The sequence below is a fragment of the Streptomyces sp. NPDC002779 genome (genome assembly GCF_042888685.1).
In the GTDB taxonomy this organism is placed as follows: Bacteria; Actinomycetota; Actinomycetes; order Streptomycetales; family Streptomycetaceae; genus Streptomyces.
The window spans coordinates 346,851-370,122 of the sequence record NZ_JBIAQC010000004.1 but is presented as its reverse complement, the minus strand read 5'-3'; the positions used below and the strand labels follow the sequence as shown (position 1 = coordinate 370,122).

At 70.0% G+C, this 23,272-nt stretch carries 18 protein-coding genes and 1 pseudogene; 9 read left to right on the top strand and 10 right to left on the bottom strand.

The window, feature by feature from the left end; genetic code table 11:
• Positions 1-238 precede the first annotated feature (238 nt).
• The 3 genes from ACFYW5_RS14455 (at position 239) to ACFYW5_RS14445 (ending at position 3,610) form a co-directional block, all read left to right on the top strand.
• Positions 239-1,765, top strand: a complete 1,527-nt coding sequence (locus ACFYW5_RS14455) for an alanine/glycine:cation symporter family protein (protein ID WP_389417291.1) — start codon at positions 239-241, stop codon at positions 1,763-1,765.
• 258 nt (positions 1,766-2,023) lie between these two features.
• Positions 2,024-3,325, top strand: a complete 1,302-nt coding sequence (gene nhaA, locus ACFYW5_RS14450; protein ID WP_389417290.1) for a Na+/H+ antiporter NhaA — start codon at positions 2,024-2,026, stop codon at positions 3,323-3,325.
• 45 nt (positions 3,326-3,370) lie between these two features.
• Complete coding sequence (locus tag ACFYW5_RS14445; RefSeq protein WP_389417289.1) at positions 3,371-3,610, top strand: hypothetical protein; 240 nt, start codon at positions 3,371-3,373, stop codon at positions 3,608-3,610.
• 85 nt (positions 3,611-3,695) lie between these two features.
• On the opposite strand, the gene ACFYW5_RS14440 is transcribed toward ACFYW5_RS14445, so the two are convergent.
• The 3 genes from ACFYW5_RS14440 to ACFYW5_RS14430 form a co-directional block, all read right to left on the bottom strand.
• Positions 3,696-4,874: a Cmx/CmrA family chloramphenicol efflux MFS transporter gene (locus ACFYW5_RS14440; RefSeq protein WP_389417288.1), complete on the bottom strand. Its 1,179-nt coding sequence runs from the start codon at positions 4,872-4,874 to the stop codon at positions 3,696-3,698.
• 103 nt (positions 4,875-4,977) lie between these two features.
• Entirely contained in the window at positions 4,978-5,394 is a 417-nt protein-coding gene (locus ACFYW5_RS14435; protein ID WP_389417287.1) for a hypothetical protein, read from the bottom strand.
• Positions 5,395-5,534: 140 nt separating this feature from the next.
• Positions 5,535-6,035, bottom strand: a complete 501-nt coding sequence (locus ACFYW5_RS14430; protein WP_389417286.1) for a PaaI family thioesterase — start codon at positions 6,033-6,035, stop codon at positions 5,535-5,537.
• A 91-nt stretch (positions 6,036-6,126) separates the two neighbouring features.
• Between ACFYW5_RS14430 and ACFYW5_RS14425 the strand changes: the two genes are divergently transcribed.
• Positions 6,127-6,594 carry a winged helix-turn-helix transcriptional regulator gene (locus ACFYW5_RS14425; RefSeq protein ID WP_389417285.1) on the top strand — a complete coding sequence of 156 codons (468 nt, stop codon included), beginning with the start codon at positions 6,127-6,129 and terminating at the stop codon, positions 6,592-6,594.
• A 56-nt stretch (positions 6,595-6,650) separates the two neighbouring features.
• Here the strand turns inward: ACFYW5_RS14425 and ACFYW5_RS14420 are convergent, their stop codons facing one another.
• Entirely contained in the window at positions 6,651-7,310 is a 660-nt protein-coding gene (locus tag ACFYW5_RS14420; protein WP_389417284.1) for a hypothetical protein, read from the bottom strand.
• Between the two features lie 186 nt (positions 7,311-7,496).
• Between ACFYW5_RS14420 and ACFYW5_RS14415 the strand changes: the two genes are divergently transcribed.
• The 5 genes and pseudogenes from ACFYW5_RS14415 to ACFYW5_RS14395 all read left to right on the top strand — a co-directional run bounded on the left by ACFYW5_RS14415 (position 7,497) and on the right by ACFYW5_RS14395 (position 15,494).
• On the top strand, positions 7,497-7,943 hold the full coding sequence (locus tag ACFYW5_RS14415) for a hypothetical protein (RefSeq protein WP_389417283.1): 447 nt from the start codon (positions 7,497-7,499) through the stop codon (positions 7,941-7,943).
• A gap of 31 nt (positions 7,944-7,974) precedes the next feature.
• Complete coding sequence (locus ACFYW5_RS14410; protein ID WP_389417282.1) at positions 7,975-8,541, top strand: hypothetical protein; 567 nt, start codon at positions 7,975-7,977, stop codon at positions 8,539-8,541.
• Positions 8,542-9,208: 667 nt separating this feature from the next.
• Positions 9,209-12,484 (top strand): LamG-like jellyroll fold domain-containing protein, encoded by a 3,276-nt coding sequence (locus tag ACFYW5_RS14405; RefSeq protein WP_389417281.1) that lies wholly within the window; start codon positions 9,209-9,211, stop codon positions 12,482-12,484.
• 178 nt (positions 12,485-12,662) lie between these two features.
• Positions 12,663-14,996 (top strand): annotated as a pseudogene (locus ACFYW5_RS14400) (AbfB domain-containing protein); the annotation flags it as partial.
• Positions 14,997-15,032: 36 nt separating this feature from the next.
• Positions 15,033-15,494 (top strand): AbfB domain-containing protein, encoded by a 462-nt coding sequence (locus ACFYW5_RS14395; RefSeq protein ID WP_389417475.1) that lies wholly within the window; start codon positions 15,033-15,035, stop codon positions 15,492-15,494.
• A gap of 49 nt (positions 15,495-15,543) precedes the next feature.
• Here the strand turns inward: ACFYW5_RS14395 and ACFYW5_RS14390 are convergent, their stop codons facing one another.
• From ACFYW5_RS14390 to ACFYW5_RS14365, 6 genes are all read right to left on the bottom strand, one after another.
• Positions 15,544-17,046 (bottom strand): glycoside hydrolase family 43 protein, encoded by a 1,503-nt coding sequence (locus tag ACFYW5_RS14390; protein ID WP_389417280.1) that lies wholly within the window; start codon positions 17,044-17,046, stop codon positions 15,544-15,546.
• 123 nt (positions 17,047-17,169) lie between these two features.
• Positions 17,170-18,204 (bottom strand): ABC transporter permease, encoded by a 1,035-nt coding sequence (locus ACFYW5_RS14385; protein ID WP_389417279.1) that lies wholly within the window; start codon positions 18,202-18,204, stop codon positions 17,170-17,172.
• On the bottom strand, positions 18,201-19,163 hold the full coding sequence (locus tag ACFYW5_RS14380) for an ABC transporter permease (RefSeq protein ID WP_389417278.1): 963 nt from the start codon (positions 19,161-19,163) through the stop codon (positions 18,201-18,203). Before ACFYW5_RS14380 ends, ACFYW5_RS14385 begins: the two co-directional genes overlap by 4 nt.
• The gene (locus ACFYW5_RS14375; RefSeq protein WP_389417277.1) at positions 19,156-20,715 is read right to left on the bottom strand and encodes a sugar ABC transporter ATP-binding protein; all 1,560 of its coding nucleotides are present in this window, start codon (positions 20,713-20,715) and stop codon (positions 19,156-19,158) included. The genes ACFYW5_RS14380 and ACFYW5_RS14375 overlap by 8 nt, the downstream gene beginning before the upstream one ends.
• A 73-nt stretch (positions 20,716-20,788) precedes the next feature.
• Positions 20,789-21,886: an ABC transporter substrate-binding protein gene (locus ACFYW5_RS14370; protein ID WP_389417276.1), complete on the bottom strand. Its 1,098-nt coding sequence runs from the start codon at positions 21,884-21,886 to the stop codon at positions 20,789-20,791.
• A 225-nt stretch (positions 21,887-22,111) separates the two neighbouring features.
• Positions 22,112-23,128, bottom strand: a complete 1,017-nt coding sequence (locus ACFYW5_RS14365; RefSeq protein WP_389417275.1) for a LacI family DNA-binding transcriptional regulator — start codon at positions 23,126-23,128, stop codon at positions 22,112-22,114.
• Positions 23,129-23,272 lie beyond the last annotated feature (144 nt).

Sequence of the window (23,272 nt, the reverse complement as noted above, 5' to 3'; positions counted from 1 at the left end):
AACGGTCTGGCCTCGCTCGCTGGTGTTTTCGCTCGCAATCACAGCCTAAGTGACCTGCATCACTAAAGAACCCGTAAAGGCTGTGATAGAACGACGCAACTCCCCAGGCCAGGGCTATGACGTTCGAGTCCCCGAACACGTCACCCCGGCCGCCGACCGGACAACGGCGTTCGCCCAAAGACCGCTCTTCCTTCCGGTCCAGCCTGCTGGACCGGTCCGCGCCACCGAGGTAGCCATCGTGTCACTCGATTCCATCACCACGTCCGTCGACGAGGCAGTCAGCGGATTCTTCGAACCCATAGCCACTTGGCTCGGGGAGGTCGTCTTCTACACGGTCCCCGTAGGAGGCACCGACCTTCCCCTGATCGTGGCCTGGCTCGTGGTCGCGGGTCTCGTCTTCACCACCTGGTTCGGCTTCATACAGCTGAAGCACTTCAAGCTCGCCGTGCAGACCGTGCGCGGCAAGTACGACGAGAAGGGGTCCGCGGGTGAGGTCAACCACTTCCAGGCGCTGACCGCCGCCGTCTCCGGCACCGTCGGACTCGGCAACATCGCCGGTGTCGCCGTCGCCGTCACCATCGGCGGCCCGGGCGCCACCTTCTGGATGATCGTGTGCGGCCTGCTCGGCATGGCCACCAAGTTCGTCGAGGTCACCCTCGGCGTGAAGTACCGCGAGGTGCACGAGGACGGCACCGTCTCCGGCGGCCCGATGCACTACCTGCCCAAGGGCCTGACGGAGCGCTTCGGCAGCAACGGCGCCAAGCTCGGCAAGCTACTGGCGATCCTCGCCTCCGTCATGATCCTCTTCTTCGGCCTCTTCGGCGGCAACCTCTTCCAGGTCAACCAGAGCTACACCCTCCTCGTCTCCGTCGCCGGCGGCGAGGACGGCGCCCTCGGCTCCTCGGCCGGCGCGCTCTTCTTCGGCATCCTGGTCGCCGCCCTGGTCGGCATCGTGCTGCTCGGCGGCATCCGCTCCATCGCCTCCGTCACCAGCCGTCTGGTCCCGGCCATGGCGATCATCTACATCACGGCCTGCCTCGTCGTCATCGTCGTCCACGTGACCGAGCTGCCCTCCGCCATCTCCGCCATCATCGAGGGCGCGTTCAACCCCGAAGGCGTCGCGGGCGGCATCATCGGCGCCCTGATCGTCGGCTTCAAGCGCGCCGCGTTCTCCAACGAGGCAGGTCTCGGCTCCGCCCCGATCGCCCACGCCGCGGTGAAGACCAAGCACCCCGCCAGCGAGGGCCTGGTCGCCCTGCTCGAGCCGTTCATCGACACGGTCATCATCTGCACCATGACCGCGCTGACCATCATCATCGCGAACCCGGCCAGCTACCGCGGCGGCGAGGAAGGCATCGGCGGCGTCACCATCACCTCCGACGCCTTCGAGACCGTGCTGCCCTGGTTCCCGTACGTCCTGACCGTGGCCGTCCTGCTGTTCGCCATCTCCACGGTGCTCACCTGGGGCTACTACGGCCTCAAGGCGTGGACGTACCTCTTCGGTCGCAGCAAGGCCAGCGAGGTGACGTACAAGTCGCTCTACACCCTCTTCGCGGTGGCGGGCTCGCTGCTCACCCTGCAGACGCTGATCGACCTGGCCGACGCGGTGCTCTTCATGCTCGCCGTCATCAACATCATCGGCCTGTACCTGCTCGCCCCGGTCGTCAAGCGCGAGCTCAACTCCTTCCTGGAGTTCGTCCGTGCCCGCAATGCCGGTGCGGGCGATGACGAGGAAGACCAGGAGTCGGCGAAGACCACCGTCTGACCGCCCCCGCGGCCCGGCTCCCGAGCGGGCCCGTACACACCTGGCGCCTTGGTGTGGACGGGCCCGCTCGTCGTGCCCAGCGGGGCATTTCCGCAGGTGAAATGGCCTCTAGCGGCACAGGAGGTCGCCGGTTAGGGTGTAAGGAACGCGTCAGCGACAACCCTTCTCGAGGGCATCCCGCCGACGCGCGGTGTGCCGGGAAGTCTGGTCGGCGTCAGGGGCTCGTATGCCCTCATACCGATCCCCGGAGGCTTCTTCATGGCTGCCACGCCGCGCGAGCGTTCCCCCTTCCTCGGTCTACTGCCGCTGCCCGAGAGCATGGCCATCACCCGGGCCCTGAGGACGGAGACCGTCGGCGGGCTGGTGCTGCTGGTGTCGGCCGTGGTGGCGCTGGTGTGGGCGAACAGCCCCTGGTCCGACGCCTACGAATACCTCCGCGACGATGTCCACTTCGGGATACCGGCCCTCGGCCTGGACCTCTCGGTCGGGCACTGGACCGCGGACGGTCTGCTCACCCTCTTCTTCCTCATCGCCGGGATAGAACTCAAACGGGAACTGGTCGTCGGCGAGCTCCGCACCCCGGCCACCGCCGCCCTGCCGGTCATCGCCGCCGTCTCCGGCATGATCGTCCCCGCCGCGGTGTACGCCGCCACCGCCTCGGCGGGAGGCGGCAGTGCGGACGGCTGGGCGGTGCCCATGGCCACCGACATCGCCTTCGCCCTGGCCGTGCTCGCGGTGCTCAGCACCCACCTGCCGGCCGCGCTCCGCGCCTTCCTGCTGACCCTGGCCGTCGTCGACGATCTCGGCGGCATCCTCGTCATCGCCGTCTTCTTCACCAGCGATCTCAACTTCCTGGCTCTGGGCGGAGCGTTCGCGGGCCTCCTCGTCTTCTATCTGCTCCAGCGCTTCCGCGTCCGCGGATGGTGGTGGTACGCCCCGCTCGGGATCGCGATCTGGGCGCTGATGTACAACGGCGGCATCCACGCCACCGTCGCCGGCGTGGCCATGGGCCTCATCCTGCGTACCACCCGCGACAAGGACGAGGACCTCTCCCCCGGCGAACGCACCTCCCACCTGCTGCACCCTGTGTCGGCGGGGGTGGCCGTCCCCCTCTTCGCGCTCTTCGCCGCCGGTGTCAGCGTCTCCGTGGCCTCACTGGGTGAGGTGTTCACCGAGCCGGAACCGCTCGGCGTCGTCCTGGGGCTCGTCGTCGGCAAGACCGTCGGCATCTTCGTCGGTACCTACCTCGCCGCACGCTTCACCCGCGCCCGGCTCAACCCGGACCTGGCCTGGGCCGATGTCTTCGCGCTGTCGGCGCTGGCCGGGATCGGCTTCACCGTCGCCCTCCTGATCGGCGACCTCGCCTTCACCGACCCGGCGACCGCGGAAGCCGCCAAGGCCGCCGTCCTCGTCGGCTCGCTGACCGCCGCGGCGCTCGCCGCGATCCTGGTCAAGCGGCGCAACCGGATCTACCGCCGGCTGTACGAGGAGGAGACCCGCGACGACAACCACGACGGCATCCCCGACATCTACCAATACAGTTCATCCACGGAACGCTGAAGCGGGAAGAGGCGGCTTGTGGATCCTTCGGCTTCGGTGACGACCGTGGCGATCATCGTCGCCGCCCTGGTCGTCCGAGCCGCGGTGCTGGAGATACGGCAACCCGGCAGCGCGCGACGGGAGTGGGCCTGGGTCTCGGACAAGGCGGCCTGGGCCGGCGGCTCGCTGACCGCTGTGGTCGTGGGCGGACTGGGCTGGACCCATATGGGCCGCAGCGCACTGGCATGGGGGCTGCTGGCCGGCCTCCTGGTCGCCCACGTCCTGGGCCGACGCTCGGCGGGCTGATTGCCACGTCCGTGCCGACCGCACCAGCCTGCGCACCACCTCCCCTCCGGCACAGCGTCCGCCGCTGCGGTGTGGAGGGCGGACGTCACCGGACCAGGTCAGCGCTTCGGTCCGGCGTAACCATGCCGCGCAAGGGCAACGCGATGAACAGGGTGACCGCGACGAGGACGCCACTCACCCACAGCGGCCCGAGGTTCCCCGCCGTGGTGCCCAGGGTGGCCGCGGCGATGAGAGGGCCCGCGGCGGCGCCGACGTTGAGCGCTGCCGTCGCGTACGCGCCTGCCATGGTGGGGGCCGCTGCGGCCTCGTAGAGGACCCGCGTGATCAGCGTGCTGCCCAGGGCGAAGGAGAGCGCGCCCTGGACGAGGACGAGGGTGCACAGGGCCACCGGTTCGTGGGCCAGCAGGGCCAGGGCGGGCCAGCCGATGAGCAGCAGCGGGCCGCCGGCGGTGATCACCAGGCCGGGACGCCGGTCGGAGAGGCGGCCGGCGACAAAGACCCCGACGAAGGAACCGGCACCGAACAGGACCAGTACGACGGAGATCCACAGCTCGCTCAGCCCGGCGGTGTCGGTCACCACGGGTGCGAGGAAGGTGAAGCTCGCGAACGTGGCCGCGTTCACCAGTGCGCCGAGCAGCATCGCCAAGGGCAGCCGCGGGCTGGTGAGTTGGGCGAGTTCGGCTCGCAAGGCCGGCGCGTCCGTGCACGCTTCCTCCGGTCGCCCCGCCGGGATTCCCCGGTACACGCCGAGCGCCGCGGGCAGGCACAGCACGGCAACCGCCCAGAAGGTGGCCCGCCAGTCGAGCAGTGTGCCGAGGACCGACCCGCCGGGGACCCCGGCGATCGTGGCCACCGTCGTGCCGGACAGCAGCACAGCCAGCGCGCGCCCCTTCCTGTCCGGTGGGACCAGTGAGGCGGCAGCCGTCAGGGCGACGGCGAGGAACCCCGCGTTGGCGATCGCGGCGACGGCCCGGGCGGTGAACAGGACCGCAAAGCTGGTGGTGCAGGCACCCACGGCGTGCGCCGCCGCGAAGGCAAGGACGAACCCGAGAAGGCTTGAGCGCCTGGGCCAGTTGCGGGCGGACGCGGCCACGAGGGGGGCGCCGACGATCATGCCGATCGCGTAGGCGGAGGTGAGCGTGCCCGCCGCTGCGACGGTGACGTCGAGATCCGCGGCGATGTCCGGTACGAGACCGGCGAGCATGAACTCCGAGGTCCCCATGGCGAAGACGGCCAGGGCGAGCAGATACAGCGGGAGAGGCATCGAGTGGCTCCGAGGTGAGGAGAGGAGAGGGTCGTCTCGTCACCGCGGTCGGCCCCCGGAGCACACTCGTCCGCCGCGCAACGGCGGTGGGGCGGTCAGGAGTTCAGTGGTTCAGGGGGCTGACGGCGTGACCGAAAGCCCCCGACTCGTCTGACTCAGGACTCGACATGTCCCGCACGCTACCGGAGCACCGCCTCGCGCGGCATCCCGGTTTCCGCGACTCCGTCAGCGCCTCGGCCAGCAGCCTGCCGAGCGAGCGCACCGTCGCGGAGGGCAGCGGGCCGTGCTCGGCGACCGCCCCGACCAGCGAGGGAACCGGGAGGAACGCGGTCGCCAGCCATGGCTCGGCCGCCTCCCCGTCCGCGCCGAGCACCGGCACCACCCAGCGGTTGGCCACCCGCCGTGCCGGCTGCGTCTCGCGCGCGAACCGGGCCCGGAACGCGGGGTCGCCCGCGCTCTCGCCCCGGATCACGTAGACCGCCGCGAGCGTGCCGTCGTCGGCGCGTCCCGGATGGACCACGCCATACCGCCCGCGCCGAGCCGCCGCAGCAGCCGGAACCCGGCGATCCGGGACGGGTCGGCAGGCCTGAGCGGCTCACTCATCGCGAACCCTCCGCAGTGTCGACGCCGTCGGCGCCGCCCCCGGGCGCGACAGTGGCCTCAGGCCGCCGGGGGAGGCACCGGGAAGAGCATGCAGCTGCTCGTGGCGTGGGCCAGCAGGCGGTCCTTGGTGTCGATGAGCCTGGCCTCCGCGAGCGCGGTCTGCCGGCCTCGGCTGACGATCGCGCCGATGGCCCGGACCCGCCCCGTGTCCACCGTGATCCGCTTCAGGAACTTCACGGTCAGATCGAGCGAGGTGTAGCCCATGCCCGGCGGCAGCGTGGACTGCACGGCGCAGCCCGCCGCCGAGTCGAGCAGGGTGGCGTAGACACCGCCGTGCACGCTGCCGATCGGGTTGTAGTGCTCCTCGCCCGGTGTCATCGAGAACACCGCCCGGCCCTCGTCCACCTCGTCGAGGGTGAAGTCGAGGGTCCCCGCGATGGGCGGCGCGGGCAGTCGGCCCGCGAGCATCTCCCGCAGCAGGTCCAGCCCGGAGGCGTGCCCCACCGCGGCGGCGGTGATCGAGGGGTCCTCCCACTCGTACGTGCGTGTGCGTCCCATGCCCCGGCATCCTCTCCGCTGACTTCGTTCGATGAAGCTAGCGGGGTGCTCACCTGGCTGTCAAAGGTGAAGCCAGCGCTAGCATGGGGGCATGGAGTGGCTTGACGTCAGTACCGAGAATTGTCCCGTCCAGTGCACCCTCGACCTGGTCGGCGAGAAGTGGACGCTGCTGATCCTGCGGGACGCCGCCAACGGCGTCCGCCGGTTCGACGACTTCCGGCGCCATATCGGCCTGTCCGAGGCGGTCCTGAGCGACCGGCTGCGCAAGCTGACCGCGGCCGGCATCCTGACGACCGTCCCCTACCGCGAGCCGGGCAGCCGCTCCCGCAACGCGTACCGGCTGACCCGCAAGGGCTGGGACCTGTGGCCCGTCCTCGTCGCGCTGCGCCAGTGGGGCGAGACCTACGCCCCGGATCCTCAGGGACCCGTCCTCGACCTGCGCCACGCCGACTGCGGGGCCCCGGTCCGCGTCGTCGTCGAGTGCGCCGAGGAGCATGCCGCGCTGTCGCCCCGCGAGGTCTCCGCGAAGCCGGGGCCCGGAGCGCGACGTAGGGCGTAGGGCCGGGTACCGGGACTGACAACGGCCTTGCGGTTACGGCCTGTTGTGAAAGTCGATCACGACTCGTGGTCGGTATGGGCACCTGTCGGTCCTGCCCAGCCCCGCGACAGGGGGAGACGGCCGGATCGGAGCGCGTCGCGCTGTTCGGTCGCCCATTGCTCAACCTGATCCACGGATTCCGCGACGGGCTGGTCTGTGGTGTCAAGCAAGTGGGTGCGCCATCGCCAGTCATCGGCCTTCCACCCGGTCCAACGGTGCCAGGCCATACGGGACCAGCTGTCGTCGATGATGACCTCGGGTCGGTGCCGGGGATCCCTGGCATGCTCGCGGTGCCAGGCGGCCCAGCGGAGGAAGGCGCCAACCGCCGAAGTGTCCCACCGGCCCGCGTCGCGCATGGTGAGCCTGCTGCACCGGAGTTCGTCGGACACGTCGACCAGGCACACCGCGATTCCGTCCAGCAAGGGAGCGGAGGGGGTGGCCAGGACCTCTCCCAGCGGGGACTGCCCGGTCAGCAGGAGGTCGACTCCGCGATCCTGGTACTCCAGCGCACGGCGCACCCACATCTCGGTCATGCGGTGGCGCCACCGGCGATCGGCGCCCGTGGGTACGCCGCATTCGTCGAAGTCGTGCACGGCAAGCCGCCCCAGCCGCTCACCGACGGAGTAAGCGAGCGTGGTCTTGCCCGAACAGCTGGAACCGGTCAGCTTGAGCAGCATCGCACCAGGGTGGCAGGTCAGGCGTGGTGTCCTCGAAGGGTTTTCCCCGGGCACCGACCGCACAGGGCTGGCCAGTGCCTGGCGCCCGCGACGGAGAAGCCGCCCCCGGAACCGATCCCCCGGCCGCCGTGTCCTCCTTCAAAAGTGGTGGTTCCACGCCACGGGGCCACCGGTGAAGGGGGAGCCATGGGGCAGTTACGCGAGGGGGCTCATGTCGGCGCATGGGCCGTCAGCGGGGTCATCGGCCTCGCCGTGCTGTACGTGATCGGGGCGTTCGCCTTCGGCGGCGCGGCGTGGATCACCGCGCCCTTCCGGGGGGAGGTGGACGAGCGCGAGAACACGGTGGCGTCCGGGGAGTTCCGCCGGACCACCTACGAGACGTTCTTCGATCTGTGCGCGGCCGTACAGAACGCCGAAGGAACGATGCAGGCGCTCCTCGAGGAGCGGGAGACCGCCTCGGAGGCACGGGCGACGCAGATCGATCAGTCGATCACCGCGCTCAAGGCCACTCGGATCGAGTCCGTCAACGACTACAACGCCAAGGCCGCTCAGGAGCACCGCGCGCCCTTCCGCGACCAGGACCTGCCGTACCGGCTGGACGCCGACGCGGAGCGTACGACATGCGCCCATTGATCCCACCACTCCGGGAAGAGGACGGCAAGGGATGAAGAAGCTCGTGCACACGGTCCTGCTCGGCGTCGCAGCGCTCGCCGTGGGCCTCGCCCTCACCTCCTGTACCGGCGACTCCAGCCAGGACAAGGAGAACAAGGCCAAGCAGGAGAACTACGACCACCTGGTGGCCCAGCAGCCGGCGGGCCGCATGGAGTACTCCCCCACCCGCGAAGCGATCAACCAGTGGATCAAGACGTGGGGCAAACGGGGCAAACTCTCGTACGTCTACATTCAGAACGCCAAAGGCGAGTACGGGTACTTCATCATGAAGGGCCTCCCGGTGCCCCGCTGCAAGATGCTCACCCCCACCGAGCGCGTGGAGTCCTCCTCCGACGGCATCGCGGTCCTCCCGCAGCCCGGCATGGACGGCACGTACTCCTCGGGCTCCACGTGCAACGCCTACTACGGCTTCGACGCCACGACGGGTGCGTACATGGAGTTCACCGTCGGCACGAACCAGTCCTTCTTCCTGTTCGACAAGCCCATGACGATGCCGGAGTACGCGAGCGCCAGGCAGTTGGGGCCGACGTCGGTGAAGGAGGTCGGCGAGCGACGCTGAGCCGGACCACTCGGTCTCCGCCACACCGTCGTGGCCAAGCGGTGTCGATGTGCCAAGTCCGTCCCGGACCGGTCGAGTTGGTGATCGGGCGACGTTCCGGATGCACCCGTGGGGCGGACGAGGACCCTGGCGGGCGTACGACGACCGGTCCGGCGCGGAGCAAGTGGCGGCGCGGGCGGGGCCAGTGCCTGGGGGACCGCGGCAGAGGACGAGCCGTACACGGTGGCCGAGGAGTTTGTGCCGCAAATCCGTTCCGAGGCGGTCGCGTTCGCCGGGGGCTCACCACGCGACCGGATCACTTCGGCGGCAAGTGCCCACGCGGCCACCGGCCGTCCCGTCTTCGGCGCCGACGGCGCGACCGGCGTGAGGTACCGGACGCTACGACGCCGGCAACGAGTTCTTCCAAGTGCACGACGACGCCGGCGCCTTCCTCCACCGGGTGACGGACCGCACCGCCCGCTTCGTCTCCCGCGCCGACGACATCGGCCGGGCCAGGGGGTGACGATCCGGCGCCGGGGCTTGTGACGGTAAGTCAACCCAGGGGTGCGAGAGGTCTGGACAGCTGTGAGAGGCCGTGCTGTCATACCGCTGTCACCCATTTCCAACGTTGAAAAGGCCCGCTCCGGCGCCCCCGACCGGTCACGGCCTCTGCACGAGGAAAGGTTCGATGACACCACACCGCACCCGTACCCGAGCCAGATGGTGGGCGCTGCTCGCGGCGGCCGCCCTGACCCTGACGCCGGTGGGCCTGCTGCCCACCGCGACGGCCGCGGAGCAGCCGAGCAGTGTGTCGGCACCCCCGGCCGAACGGACCGCCGTCCAGACGCACGGCCTGAAGGGCGAGTACTTCAGCATGTCGGCGCCCGGCGCCCGCGACTTCGCCGAACTGGGCGGCGCCCTCCTCGACCCCCAGATCAACTTCTCCGGACTCACCAGTACCTTCGAGGAGTTGACCGGGCAGACCGAACACACCACCGCACGCTGGACGGGACACATAACAGCGCCCGCCACCGGCGACTACACCTTCCACGCCATCGGCGACAACGGCTTCCGCCTCTACATCGACGACGAGCCCGTCATCGACCACTGGGTGGGCGACTGGGACCGCGAACAGACCAGCGCCCCCGTACGGCTGACCGCCGGTGAACCGCACGACTTCCGCCTGGAGATGTTCCAGGACACCGGCGGAGCCAACATGTATCTGCGCTGGTCGACACCGACCCTGCCCAGACAGATCGTGCCGATGTCGGCGTTCACCCCGCCGGCCGGCTTCGAGGTCTACCCGGTGGAGCCCTCCGTCGCCGCTGACGGCAAGCGGCTGCGCCTGCGCTTCGACGGCCGCGTGGGCGGGCTCCAGGCGATCGGGGATCACCTCGAGATCGAGGCGGACACCACCGCCATGCCCATCGGGTCGGTCGCGCCCTACCCGGGCGACGACACCTCCCTGCTGGTCACGCTCACCAAGCCGATCCAGAAGAACCAGCTGGTCCGGGTCTCCTACGACGGCCAGGGCGGCCTGACGGTCGGCGGCGAGAGCGTGCCGAAGGTCATCCGCTACGCCGAGAACGCCTCCGCCCACCGGCTCACCACACCGTGGGGCGACAAACTCGACAAGCAGCATCCGCTGCCCGAGTACCCGCGCCCGCAGCAGGTGCGGTCCGCGTGGAAGAACCTCAACGGGCCCTGGCAGTTCAGCGCCGCCGAGGAGGGCGAGGAGCCGGTCTTCGGCAAGAGCCTCGACGAGAAGATCATCGTGCCGTTCCCCGTCGAGTCCCAGCTGTCGGGCCTGGAGCGGCACGAGGACCACATGTTCTACCGCAGGCTCGTCGACGTCCCCAGGGACTGGAAGGTGGGCACCGACAGCCGCGCCAACCGGCTCAAGCTCCACTTCGGCGCCGTGGACTACCGCGCCCGCGTGTACGTCAACGGCTCCGAGGTCGCCGAACACACCGGCGGCTACACGGCCTTCAGCGCCGACATCACCGACGCGCTGAAGGGCACCGGCCCCCAGGAGATCGTCGTCGCCGTCACCGACACGGGCGGCGCGAACCAGCCCATGGGCAAGCAGTCCACGCACCCCAGCGGCATCTTCTACACCCAGACGTCCGGCATCTGGCAGACCGTCTGGATGGAGCCCGTCGCGCCCGCGTCCATCGACGACATCGTCACCACCCCCGACATCGACACGGGCACCCTCGCCGTGACGGTCGACGCCGACGGCGCCTCCCCCGCCGCCCGCGTGGAGGCCGTGGCCCGCGACGCCCGCGGCACGGTCGTCGGCCGGGTCAGCGGACCGGCGAACGAGCAACTCACCCTGCCCGTGGCCGAGCAGCATCTGTGGAGCCCGGACGACCCCTACCTCTACGACCTCGACGTCAAGCTCACCGACGGCAGGTCCACCGACACGGTCGACAGCTACTTCGGCATGCGCGAGGTCGGCATCGAGAAGGTCGGCGGCTTCAACAAGCTCGTTCTCAACGGCAAGCCGGTCTTCTCCCTGGCCACCCTGGACCAGGGCTTCTGGCCGGACGGTCTGTACACCGCGCCCAGCGACGAGGCCCTCGCCTTCGACCTCAAGGCGCACAAGAAGCTCGGCTTCAACGCCGTCCGCAAACACATCAAGGTGGAGCCGGACCGCTGGTTCTACCACGCCGACAGGCTCGGGCTGCTGGTCTGGCAGGACTTCGTCTCCGGCAACATCACCGACGAGACGGGTCGGAAGGCCTTCGTGGACCAGGGCCGGGAGATGATGCGGCAGCACCACGACGCACCGTCCGTCATCGGCTGGATCGTCTTCAACGAGGGCTGGGGCGAGTGGAGTCGCGAGGAGACCGGCCGCATCGCGGAGCCCGTGAAGGCCGCCGACCCGTCCCGTGTCGTGAACGCCCACAGCGGGGTCAACTGCTGTAACTCCAAGGGTGATTCGGGCAAGGGCGACATCATCGACCACCACGACTACAACAACACCGATCCCGCCTTCCCCGACGGGACCCGGGCCGCCATGGACGGCGAGCACGGCGGCTTCACCCTGCGCACCCCGGGACACATGTGGCCCGGCGCCCCGACCGTGATCTACAGCGGTGTCACCACCAAGGAGGAGCTGACCCGCAAGTACGTCGAGAACACCGAGCGGTTCTATCTCGCGCAGGCCGGCGCGGAGCTGTCCGGATCGGTGTACACCCAGATCACCGACCTGGAGAACGAACTCAACGGCCTCTACACCTACGACCGTCGCGAGATCAAGGTGGACCCGGCCCAGGTGCGGGACATCAACCGCAAGGTGATCGCCGCCGGAGCCGCCGCGGGCTCGCAGAAGCCGCTGACGGGCGGCGGGCACTGGAGCCTGGATGAGAACGCCGGCACCACCGCCCAGGACCAGGGCCCCGCCGACCGACCCCTCACCCTGCGCGAGGGTGCCTCCTGGACCCCCGGTGTCAGCGGCAGCGCGCTGAAGTTCGACGGCCAGAAGCAGTACGCGGCGACCGCCGGACCGGTGCTCGACACCGCCGGCAGCTACTCCGTGGCGGCCTGGGTCCGGCTCGACCAGCTCCCCGGCAACTACGCCACCGCCGTCAGCCAGGACTCCCGCGCCACGGCCAACTCCTTCTACCTCCAGTACGGGCACGGCACCTTCGCCTTCAGCACGCCCGGCGAACGCCGCGCCCAGGTGCCCGCTGCCGTGGAGACGGGCCGCTGGTACCACCTCGTCGGCGTCCGCGACGCCGCCGACAACGAGATCCGGCTGTACGTCGACGGCGCGCTCGCGGCGACCGGCACCGGCGGCACCGCGTATCCGAGCACCGGCCCGCTGACCGTGGGCCGGGCCCACTGGGACGGCTCCCAGGTCGACTTCTGGAACGGGGCGGTCGACGAGGTCCACGCCTTCGACAAGGCACTGACAGCCGAGGAGGTGGGCGGCCTCCACGCCGACGAGAAGCCCTGACCGACAGCGCACAGGAAACGGTTCCGGTGGCAGGAGGCCACCTCCCGCCACCGGAACCCCCGGGCGGGGCCCTTCACCTCCGCCTTCGCTCACCCCCGCACGGACTCCCGCACGCTGCTCGTGCCGTCGGCCGCGCGGCAGCGGGACTCCCCGTGCCCGTCTGCCCTGGAGGAGTTCGATGCGCCGCATCATCGCCTGCCTGGCGGCCCTGTTGGCGATGACCGGAGGCTTACTCGTCTCCGGCACCACCACCGCCACCGCCGCCGTCACCCCCAAGACACCGCCGCTGAGCACCCCGTGGACCGGTCAGGTGTCCACCACCAATCCCCTGCCGGACTATCCCCGGCCGCAGATGACCAGACCGGACTGGCAGTCCCTCAACGGGGAGTGGCAGTTCCTCAACCCGCCGACCGACAGCTCGGGCAACGTCAACCGCAACGCCGCTCCGCCGGTCGGCCAGACCCTGCCCGAACGCATCCTCGTGCCCTATCCGGTGGAGTCGGCGCTGTCCGGCATCATGCGCAACGACAACCGGGACCTGATGTTCTACAAGCGCACCTTCACCGTCCCGCAGAGCTGGGCCGGCCAGCGGGTGCAACTGCACTTCGGGGCCGTCGACCACGAGGCCACGGTCTGGGTCAACGGCACCCAGGTCACCACCCACAAGGGCGGTTACGACCGCTTCGAGGTCGACATCACCCCGCAGTTGAGCGGCGGCACGAACGAACTGATCGTCCGCGTCTACGACCCGACCGACGGACGAGGTGAGAAGCAGCCGGTCGGCAAGCAGGTGAACAACCCCGGCGGCATCTTCTACACCCCCTCCTCCGGCATCTGGCAGACGGTGTGGATGGAACCCACTCCCGCCTCCTCGATCTACTCCGTCGACATCGTGCCGAACCTCTCGGACAACACCGCGCGGGTCCGCGTCTTCACCCGGGGCAACGTCGGCGGCCACACCGTCCTGGCCGAGGCGATGTCGGGCTCCCAGGTGGTGGGCAGCTCGACCGGCGGCTTCACCGAGTTCTCCGTCCCCGTGCCCGACGCTCGCCGCTGGTCGCCCGACGACCCCTTCCTGTACGACCTGCGCGTCACCCTGCGCGATGCCGCCGGCAACCCCGTCGACCGGGTCACCAGTTACTTCGGCATGCGCGAGGTCGGCAAGAAGATGCTCAACGGGGTCATGCGCCCCACCCTGAACGGTGAGTTCGTCTTCCAGATCGGCACCCTGGACCAGGGGTTCTGGCCGGACGGCCTCTACACCGCGCCCACCGACGCGGCCCTCGCCTTCGACCTGCAAAAGCACAAGGACCTGGGCTTCAACATGGTGCGCAAGCACATCAAGGTCGAGCCCGCGCGCTGGTACTACCACGCCGACCGGCTCGGGCTGCTGGTGTGGCAGGACGTCCCCTCCACGCCCGCGTTCGACCACAACCGCACCCCGGCACAGATCGCGCAGTTCGAGACCGAGGCCCACGAGATCATCGACGAGCACCGCTTCTCCCCTGCCGTGGTCACTTACGTCCCGTTCAACGAGGGCTGGGGCGAGTGGGACCTCGCCGCCACCCGGCGCGTCACCACCGACCTGGAGAACTACGACCCGACCCGGCTGATGAACCCGCACAGCGGCTACAACTGCTGCGACTCCAGGGGCGACCCCGGCACCGGTGACATCATCGACTGGCACGTCTACACCGGCCCCGACGCCCCACGCCCGTCGGCCACCCGGATCTCCGTGCTCGGCGAGTTCGGCGGCATCGGTCTGCGTACACCCGGTCACGAGTACAGCCCGAACGGCCAGTTCTTCGCCTACGAGCAGGTCTCCAGCCGCGAGCAGCTGAACGACCGCTACACCGGCATGGTCCGTGACGCACAGCAGCTGATGACCACCAAGGGCCTGTCGGCGTACGTCTACACCGAGATCACCGACGTGGAGGGCGAGTACAACGGACTGTTCACCTACGACCGGCGCGTGCAGAAGGTCGACACCAACCAACTGCGCGCGGCCCACGGCGCGCTCGTCCGCGCCTCACGCAACCTCAACGCCCCGGTCGCCCTCACCCTCGGGCACGTCCGCTCCTTCAAGGTGACCACGCCGGGCTTCACCGACCGCTACCTGCGGCACGCCAACTCCGTTGTCCGCACGGATGTGCTGAGCAGCGCCTCCGGTGACGGCGCCCGCCAGGACGCCTCCTTCCGCACGGTCCCCGGACTGGCCGATCCGCGCTGCTACTCCTTCGAGTCGGTCAACCAGCCCGGCCGCTATTTGCGCCACGCCGACAGCCGGGTCCGCGTCGACGCGGACACCGGCGGCCCGTTCGCCGCGGACGCCACCTGGTGCAGCCGGGCCGGCCTCGCCGCGGGCGGCACGTCCTTCGAGTCGCTGAACCACCCCGGCCACTACCTGAGGCACTACGCGGACAACGTGTACCTCGCCCGCAGCGGCGGACCCAACGCCTGGGACACCGCTGCCTCCTTCGCCGCCGACGCCACCTGGAACACCGGCGACCCGGCCCTGTGGCGCAGTTCCGCACTGCTGCCCACCGATGTGCGGCGGTCGTTGCGGGTGACCACCTGGGGGCACACCAACCGCTATCTGAGGCATGCCGACAGCCTCGCCCGCACCGACATCGTCGACGCGGGCAGCAGCGCACTGCTCAAGCAGGACGCGACGTACACCGTGCGGCGCGGGCTCGCCGACTCCTCCTGCTACTCCTTCGAGTCGGTGAACTACCCGGGCCAGTTCCTGCGGCACGCCGACAGCCGGGTGCGCAACTCGCCCGACGACGGCGCGGCGCTGTTCCGCCAGGACGCCACCTTCTGCGCCCGCCCGGGGATCGGCGGGACGGGGGTCACCTTCGAGTCGATCAACATCACCGGCTCGTTCCTGCGGCATCACGACTCGCAGGTGTATATCGCCTCCGGCAACGGCGGCGGTGACGTCTTCGACCGTCCGCAGACCCTGACGGCCGACAGCAGCTGGGACCTCGCGGCCCCGTGGGCGCCCTGATCCACCCGTGACTCCCCGAGAGGTATCGAACCTCTCGGGGAGCGCTCGGTCACTGCGCCGGGCTCACCGCCACGTTGTCGAAGGACGCGGCGGCGTCGAAGACGCGGACGCCGTTCGCACCGCTGCGGTAGGTGCCGTCGGTGACGGAGATTTTCGGCGTCGTCATGTCGTCGACGTACACCTTGATCGAGGAACCGACGGCCGTGACGCGCAACCGGTGGGTCGAGCCGGGCGCGATCGGCATCCGGGCGGTGCCCAGCTCGGTCCAGCTGTCGTTCGCCCGGCCCAGGACCACCTTGCCGCTGGGGCTGAGGCCGGCGTAGTAGCCGGAGTAGCTGTCCCAGCCGACCGACGGCCGGGTCACCCGGAAGGTCAGCCCGGCGTCACCGCCGCCCGAGGTGACCGTGACATCGGCGTCCTGGGTGAAGTCGGCGAAGTTCGTGTCGAGCAGGGCCTTGCTGCCCAGCGACTGGTTCACCCGGTAGCGCCCGTCACCGGCCGACCAGGATCCGCCGTAGGTCTTCCAGCCCAGCGCGTTGCCGTCGGCGAAGTTGTCCTTCACCTGCATCTGCACCCGGCGCATGGTTCCGTCGGCATTGAAGTGGAGCCGGTCGTAGGCGAGTTGGCGGTGGTTGCCGTCGGTCTCGCTGAGCGGGCGGCGGTGGTAGACGATGTACCAGACGTCGGTGCCGGGCACGTTGACGACGGAGTGGTGGCCGGAACCCCTGGCGACGGCCGGGTCCTGGGCGAGCACCTTGTCGATCTTCCTGAAGGGGCCGGTGGGCGAGTCGGACATGGCGTACGACACCGAGTAGTCCGGGCCGGTCCAGCCGCCCTCGGACCACATCAGGTAGTACCTGCCGTTCCGCTTGAACATGAAGGAGCCCTCGGTGTAGTTCTCCGGGGTGATCTCCTTGTAGGTCGTCCCGTCGGCGAAGGTGCCGAGGCTCGTCATGTCCGGGTTGAGCTTGACCACGTTGGCGTGGTGCCAGCCGCCGTAGTACATGTACGCCTGACCGTCGTCGTCGATGAAGACGTCCTGGTCGATGGGCTGGGCGCCGTTGTGGAACTGCGAGATCAGCGGCCGGCCGATCGCGTCCTTGTAGGGGCCCTCCGGCTTGTCCGCGACGGCGACGCCGATGCCGCCGAGCTGGGCGTTGTTCTGGATGTCGTTGGCGGCGAAGTACAGGTAGTACTTGCCGTTGCGCTTCACCGGCGCCGGGGCCCACAGGGCGTACTTGGCCCAGGAGACGTTCGCCGTCGACAGCACGTTCGGGTGCTTGGTCCAGTTGACCAGGTCGGTGGAGGAGAACGCGTCGAGGTACGTCTGCTCGGAGTAGGCCTTGGAGGTGGTGGGGTAGACCCAGTAACGCCCGTCGTAGAACTCGGTGTCGGGATCGGCGTACCAGCCGTCGACGAAGGGGTTGCCCGCCTCGGACGTGCCGTACACGGGGGCGGCGACGGCGGCGGACGGCGAGAGCATGGCAAGGAGCCCGCCGACGAGCAGCGAGGCACCGGACTTGGCGAGGATCCCGGTCGATCGTGCGGTCATGGCTGGACCTCCGAGGAGTGGGGGGACGGCTCGGTCGCCGCGTGCTGCGCGCGGCCGGCCAGGGGGAACCGGACGCGGCGGCCGGGGGGCCGGGGGAGGCACGGCTGCCGCGTCCGGGGCTCGTCACATCAGTCGGCGTCTGCGGCCCAGCCAGGTCTGGGCGATGACGACCACGGCCAGGAAGGCGCCGCTGACGACTTGCTGGTAGGAGGAGTCGAGCGAACCGATCTGGTTGATGACGTTCTGGATCACTTTGAGGAGCAGGACGCCGACCAGGGACCCGCTGACGTAGCCGAGGCCGCCGGTGAGCAGGGTGCCGCCGATGACGACGGCGGCGATGGCCTCCAGCTCCATGCCGTTGCCGACGATGGTGACGCCGGACGCCAGCCAGGCCGCGTTGAGGGCGCCGGCCAGGCCGGCGAGCAGTCCGGACAGGGCGTAGACCAGGATTTTCGTACGGGCCACCGGGGCGCCCATCAGAGCCGCCGCGTCCTCGTTGCCGCCGACGGCGTACACATGCTGCCCGAAGCGGGCCCGGCGCAGCACGACGGCGCCCGCGACGAACAGCGCCAGCGTGATCCACACCGGGTTGCCGAGGCCGAGGGTGCTGCCCTGGCCCAGTTCGGCGAGGAAGGAACCCTTGCCGATGAGGTAGGTGTCGGCGCCCTCGTCGGTCATCGCGAGCATCAGCCCGCGCGCGCCCAGCATGGCGGCGAGGGTGACGATGAAGGGGGCGAGCCGGGACCGGGCCACCAGCAGGCCGTTGACCACGCCGATCAGCCCGCAGACCGCGAGCGGCAGCAGCAGCGCCGCCAGGGTGCCGTGGCGTGATCCCCAGGCGGCCAGGACGCCGCCGAGGGCGAAGAGGGAACCGACGGACAGGTCGATCCCGCCGGTGATGATGACGAAGGTCATGCCCAGGGCGACGATCGCCAGGAAGGCCGAACTGGTCGCCATGTTGGAGAGGTTGTCGCCGGTGGCGAAGGAGTCGAAGGAGAACGACGCCACCAGGGAGACGAGCGCCAGCACGGCCAGCGCGCCGTGCTGCTGGACCAGCGCGCTGAGCCGTTCGGCCCGGGCGGAGCCGACCGGCTCGGCGCGCTCCTTGTGTTCGATGCTCGCGGTGGTCACGGGCGTGTCCGTCCCGGTGGCGGTCATCGCTTCCCCCGTCCCCGCGCCGCGTAGACCGCGGCGACGATCACCATGGCCTGCGCGATCTGCGTCCAGGACGGCGGCAGGTCGTGCTTGATGAGCGTGGCCGTCAGGAGCTGGATGAGGACGGCTCCGGCCACGGTTCCCGCGATGTTCACGCGGCCGCCGGTCAGCGGGGTACCGCCGACCACCACCGCCGTGATCGCGGACAGTTCCATCAGATTGCCCAGCGAGGTCGGGTCGCTGGCCTGAAGGCGTGCGGTGGCCAGCACGCCCGCGACCGCCGCGAGCAGCGCGCACACGACGTACACGATGATCAGCACGCGGCGCACCGGCAGACCGGCGAGCTGCGCCGCGGGGCGGCTGTCGCCGATGGCCAGCAGCCGGCGTCCGAAGGTGGTGCGGCGCACCACGAACGCGACGAGCAGCGCCAGGGCCGAGGCGATCAGGAACAGGTACGGCACGCCCAGGACGTCACCGGAGCCCAGGGAGGCCAGGGCGGGGTTGCGCAAGTCCTCCAGCTGCGGGAGGAGCACCAGTGCCAGGCCCCGGCCGCCGACCATCAACGCCAGGGTGGCGACGATGGGCTGGACGCCGATGAACGCCACCAGCGCTCCGTTGGCCAGTCCGACACCGGCCGCGAACAGGGCGACCATGAGCAGGGTCGGCAGGAGGCCGTAGCCGAGGTAGAGGGCGGTGACGGAGGCCGCCAGCGCCATCACGGCGCCGACGGACAGGTCGACGCCCTCGGTGCCGATGACCAGGGCCATGCCGAGCGCGACGATGATGACCGGGGCGACCTGGACGGCCTGGGTGCGGAAGTTCTCCGCGGACAGGAAGTGCGGGGTGATGAGGACGTTGACGACGAGCAGCACCGTCACACCGGCGTAGACGCCGTAGGTCTGCAGCCAGTGCAGCAGGCGGTCCTTGTCCAACGGGACGGTGCGCAGGGTGACTTCAGCCATCGGCGGCCGCCTCCTCGCGGGCGTCCCCGGCGGGGCCGTGCCCGGCGATCGTCCGCATCAGCTTCTCCTCGGTGACGTCGTCGCCGCTCAACTCGCCGACGACGGCACCGTCCTTCAGCACGACCACGCGGTCGGACCCTTCGATCAGTTCCTCCAGGTCGGAGGAGATGAGCAGGACGCCCAGGCCGTCGGCGGCCAGTTCGTCGACGAGTTTCTGCACCTCGGCCTTGGCGCCGACGTCGATGCCCCGGGTGGGTTCGTCGAGCAGGAGCACCTTGGGGTTCATGGCGAGCCAGCGGGCCAGCAGCACCTTCTGCTGGTTTCCGCCGGAGAGTTCCCCCGCCTTCTGATGGGGTGAGGACGCCTTGATGCGCAGCCGCTCGATGAAGGTGTCCACGACCGCGTCGACGCGCGCCTCGGAGACCAGGCCGAAGCGGGACATGCGCGGCAGTACGGCGAGGGCGATGTTCTCCCGTACCGACAGGCCCGGCACGATGCCCTCGCTCTTGCGGTCCTCGGGCAGCAGGCTGACGCCGGCCCGGATGGCGGCCGGCGTGGAGCCCGCGCGCAGCGGCACCCCGGCCACCGTGACCGTGCCCGAACGCGGTTGCAGGGCACCGGCGATGGTCTTCGCCGTCTCGGTGCGGCCGGAGCCGAGCAGACCACTCAGGCCGACGACCTCGCCGGGGCGGATGCTCACCGAGACACCGTGCAGCTTGTGCGGGACCGTCAACTCCTGTGCCCGCAGCACCGGTTCGGCGTCGGCCGCGCCGTGCTCGCCGGTGAACTTGGTCAGGCCCTCCGCGCGGACCTCGCCCAGGTCCCGGCCGAGCATGGTCGACACCAGTTGGAGGCGGTCGAGCCGGGCCAGTTCGCCGTGGTGGACGCGGCGGCCGTCGCGCAGCACGGTGACGGTGCCGCACACCTCGTACAGCTCGTCCAGGCGGTGGCTGACGTAGACGACCGCGATGCCCGCGTCGCGCAGGCGCCGTATCACCGTGAAGAGGGTCTCCACCTCGCGCGGTTCCAGGGAGGAGGTCGGTTCGTCCATGATGACGATCCGCGCCTCGGTGGCGACGGCCCGCGCCAGGGCGACCATCTGCTGGGCGCCGACGCCGAGGGTGCGCAAGGGGCGGCGGACGTCCACCCGCACGCCGTAGCCGCGCAGGGCCTCCTCGGCCTCGCGGTTCATCCGGGGCAGGTCCAGCACGCCGAGGCGGTTGCGCGGCTCGCGGCCCAGGAAGAGGTTGCGGGCGACGCTGAGCAGCGGGATGAGGTTGACCTCCTGGTAGATGGTGGAGATGCCCGCCTTCTGCGCCTCCAGCGGGGTGGCGAAGGAGACCGTGCGGCCCAGGAAGACGATCTCGCCCGCGTCGGGCCGGTACACACCGGTGAGGAGTTTGATCAGGGTCGACTTGCCGGCGCCGTTCTCGCCGATCAGGGCGTGCACCTCGCCGGCGCGCAGGGTGAGGTCCACGTCGTCCAGGGCCCGGACGCCGGGGAAGGTCTTGCTCAGTCCGCGGACGGCAAGGACTTCGGCGGGGGGTGCCACCTGTGCCTCCAGGATGCGGGGAAGGGATTGCGGGGGCGGAAGGGGGCCCGGCTCGACGGGCCCCCGGGGCACGTCAGTACGCCTTGCCGATGTCGCTCTGCGCGTTGGCCTCGTCGTAGGCACCGTCCTCGATAACGATGTCCTGGGCGACTTCCTCACCCTGCGTGAAGGTCTCCAGCGTCTGGAAGGCCAGCGGACCGAAGCGCGGGTTGGACTCGATGACCCCGCTGATCCAGCCGTCCACGACGCCCTGGACGGCGTTGCGGGTACCGTCCACCGTGACGATCTTGACCTCGCCGGCCTTCTTGCCCGCGCCCTTCAGCGCGGCGACCGCGCCGAGGCCCATCTCGTCGTTCTCGGCGTAGATGCCCTTGATGCCGGGCTTGGACTGGATGAGCTGTTCGGTGACCTGCTGGCCCTTCTCTCGGGCGAAGTCGCCGGTCTGCTCGAAGACGACCTTCAGCTCGGGTGCCTTCTCCGCGATGCGGTCCTTGAAGCCCTTGGTGCGCTCGGTGGTGACGTTGTTGCCCGCCGAGCCGAGCAGGATCGCCACCTCGCCCTTGCCGCCGGTCGCCTCGATCATCTGGTCGGCGGCGCGCCGGCCCTGCTCGACGAAGTCGGAGGCGATGAAGGAGACGTAGTCCTTGCAGGCCGTGGCGTTGATCTTGCGGTCGATGGTGACGATGGGGACCTTCTTGGCGGCGGCGGCCTGGAGGACCGGGTCCCAGCCGTCGGAGTTGAGCGGGGCGATGACCAGCAGGTCGGCGCCCTTGGCCAGCAGATCCTGTACGTCGCTGATCTGCTTGGAGAACTGTGACTGGGCGTTGGCCGTCAGCAGTTTCACGCCCCGCTTCCTCGCCTCGTCCTTGATGGACTGCGTCTCGGCGATACGGAACGGGTTGGCTTCCTTCTCGGACTGGGAGAAGCCGACGGTGGCGTCCTTGAGGTCGAGCTTCTCGGCGCCGTAGGCGTCGATGGTGCAGGTCTTGCCGCCCGGCGCGGGCGAGGCGACCTTCTGTTCGGCGTCCGCGTTGGACGCGGAGGAGGTGTCGGCACCGGCCGCGTCGTCCTCCGACTTCGCGCAGGAAGTGGCGGTCAGGGCGACCGCGGCGGCGAGGGAGACGACCACGGGACGGGCGAGGAGGCGACGGCGGTGAGTGGTGCGCTGCATGGTGACCCCGATCCGGGCGACGCTGGAAGGGAATGGGGGAGGTGGTGAACGGACGAAGACCGAGCGGATGTCGAGCACAGTGGTGCTTCTCCCCCGGCGGGAAAGGTCGTTCAGCCCGCCGCACAGAGGTTTTTTACATCGTTGGAAGGACGCTGTAAACCCCCTGTGCACACGCCTTCACACCGGGCGTCGGGACGGAAGGTCAGCGGGGAGCGGGCCCGGGGCTCACCCCTGGGAGCGCCCCAGCGTGCTCTCCCGCTGCACCAGGCGGTAGTCCGCCCACACCCGGCGCGGCTCGGGCGGTGCCCCGTCGCCGAGCCGGGCCAGCACCGACTCCACCGCCAGCCGGCCGATGGCCTCCTTGTCCGGTGACACCGAGGTGAGCGTCACCGCGCCGAACCGCCCCTCCACCACGTCGTCGAAGCCGACGAGCGCGATGTCCTCGGGCACCCGCAGCCCCCGTTCGTGCAGGACCCGCATCGCGCCGATGGCCATCGGGTCGTTGTAGGCGAAGACCGCGTCCGGGCACCGCCCGGAGTCCAGCAGGCGTGCCATGGCCGCCGCCCCGTCCGCATGGCCCCAGCCGTCGGTGGCGGCCACCAGCGCGTCGTCGGCAGGCAGTCCGGCGGCGGTGAGTTCCTCGCGCCAGCCGCGCACGCGCAGTTGGGCCGGTTCGCTGCGACCGCGCCGCGCACCGATGAACGCCACCTCCCGCCGCCCCAGGTCGAGCAGGTGGCGCACCGCGGCGCGGGCGGCGGCCACGTTGTCGATGGCGATGTGGTCGTACGGCAGGTCGTAGTCCCGTTCGCCGAGCAGCACCAGCGGGACGTGCTCGGACTGGTCGCGCAGGTCCTCGGCCTCCAGCTCGATGGGGCTGAGGATGAGCCCGTCGATCACCCTGGCCCGGAATCCCTGGCTGACCAGGACTTCCTGTTCGCGCAGGCCGCCGGTGTGGTCGAGCAGGACGATGTAGTCGTGAGCGGCGGCGGCGTCGATGACGGCGGCGGCGAGTTCGGCGAAGTAGGGGTTGCCGAGTTCGGGCAGGGCGAGCGCGATGATGCCCGTGCGTCCTTTGCGCAGGTGCCGGGCGGCGAGGTTGGGCCGGTAGCCGAGCGCGTCGATGGACCGCTGGACGCGCTCGCGCATGGCCGGTGTGACGTGCTGGTAGTTGTTCACCACGTTGGAGACGGTCTTGATGGAGACCCCAGCGTGCGCGGCAACGTCCTTGAGGCTGACCCGCACGGCAATCCCTTCACAGCGTCCCGGCCGGTGTGGCCGGTGCGGGTACGGGGTCGTCACCGTGGGCCGTGCGCCGAGTTCCCGTACGTGACTTTTACAACGTTATACAGGCACGTTATACAGGCGTGTCGCCAGGCTGACAAGGTA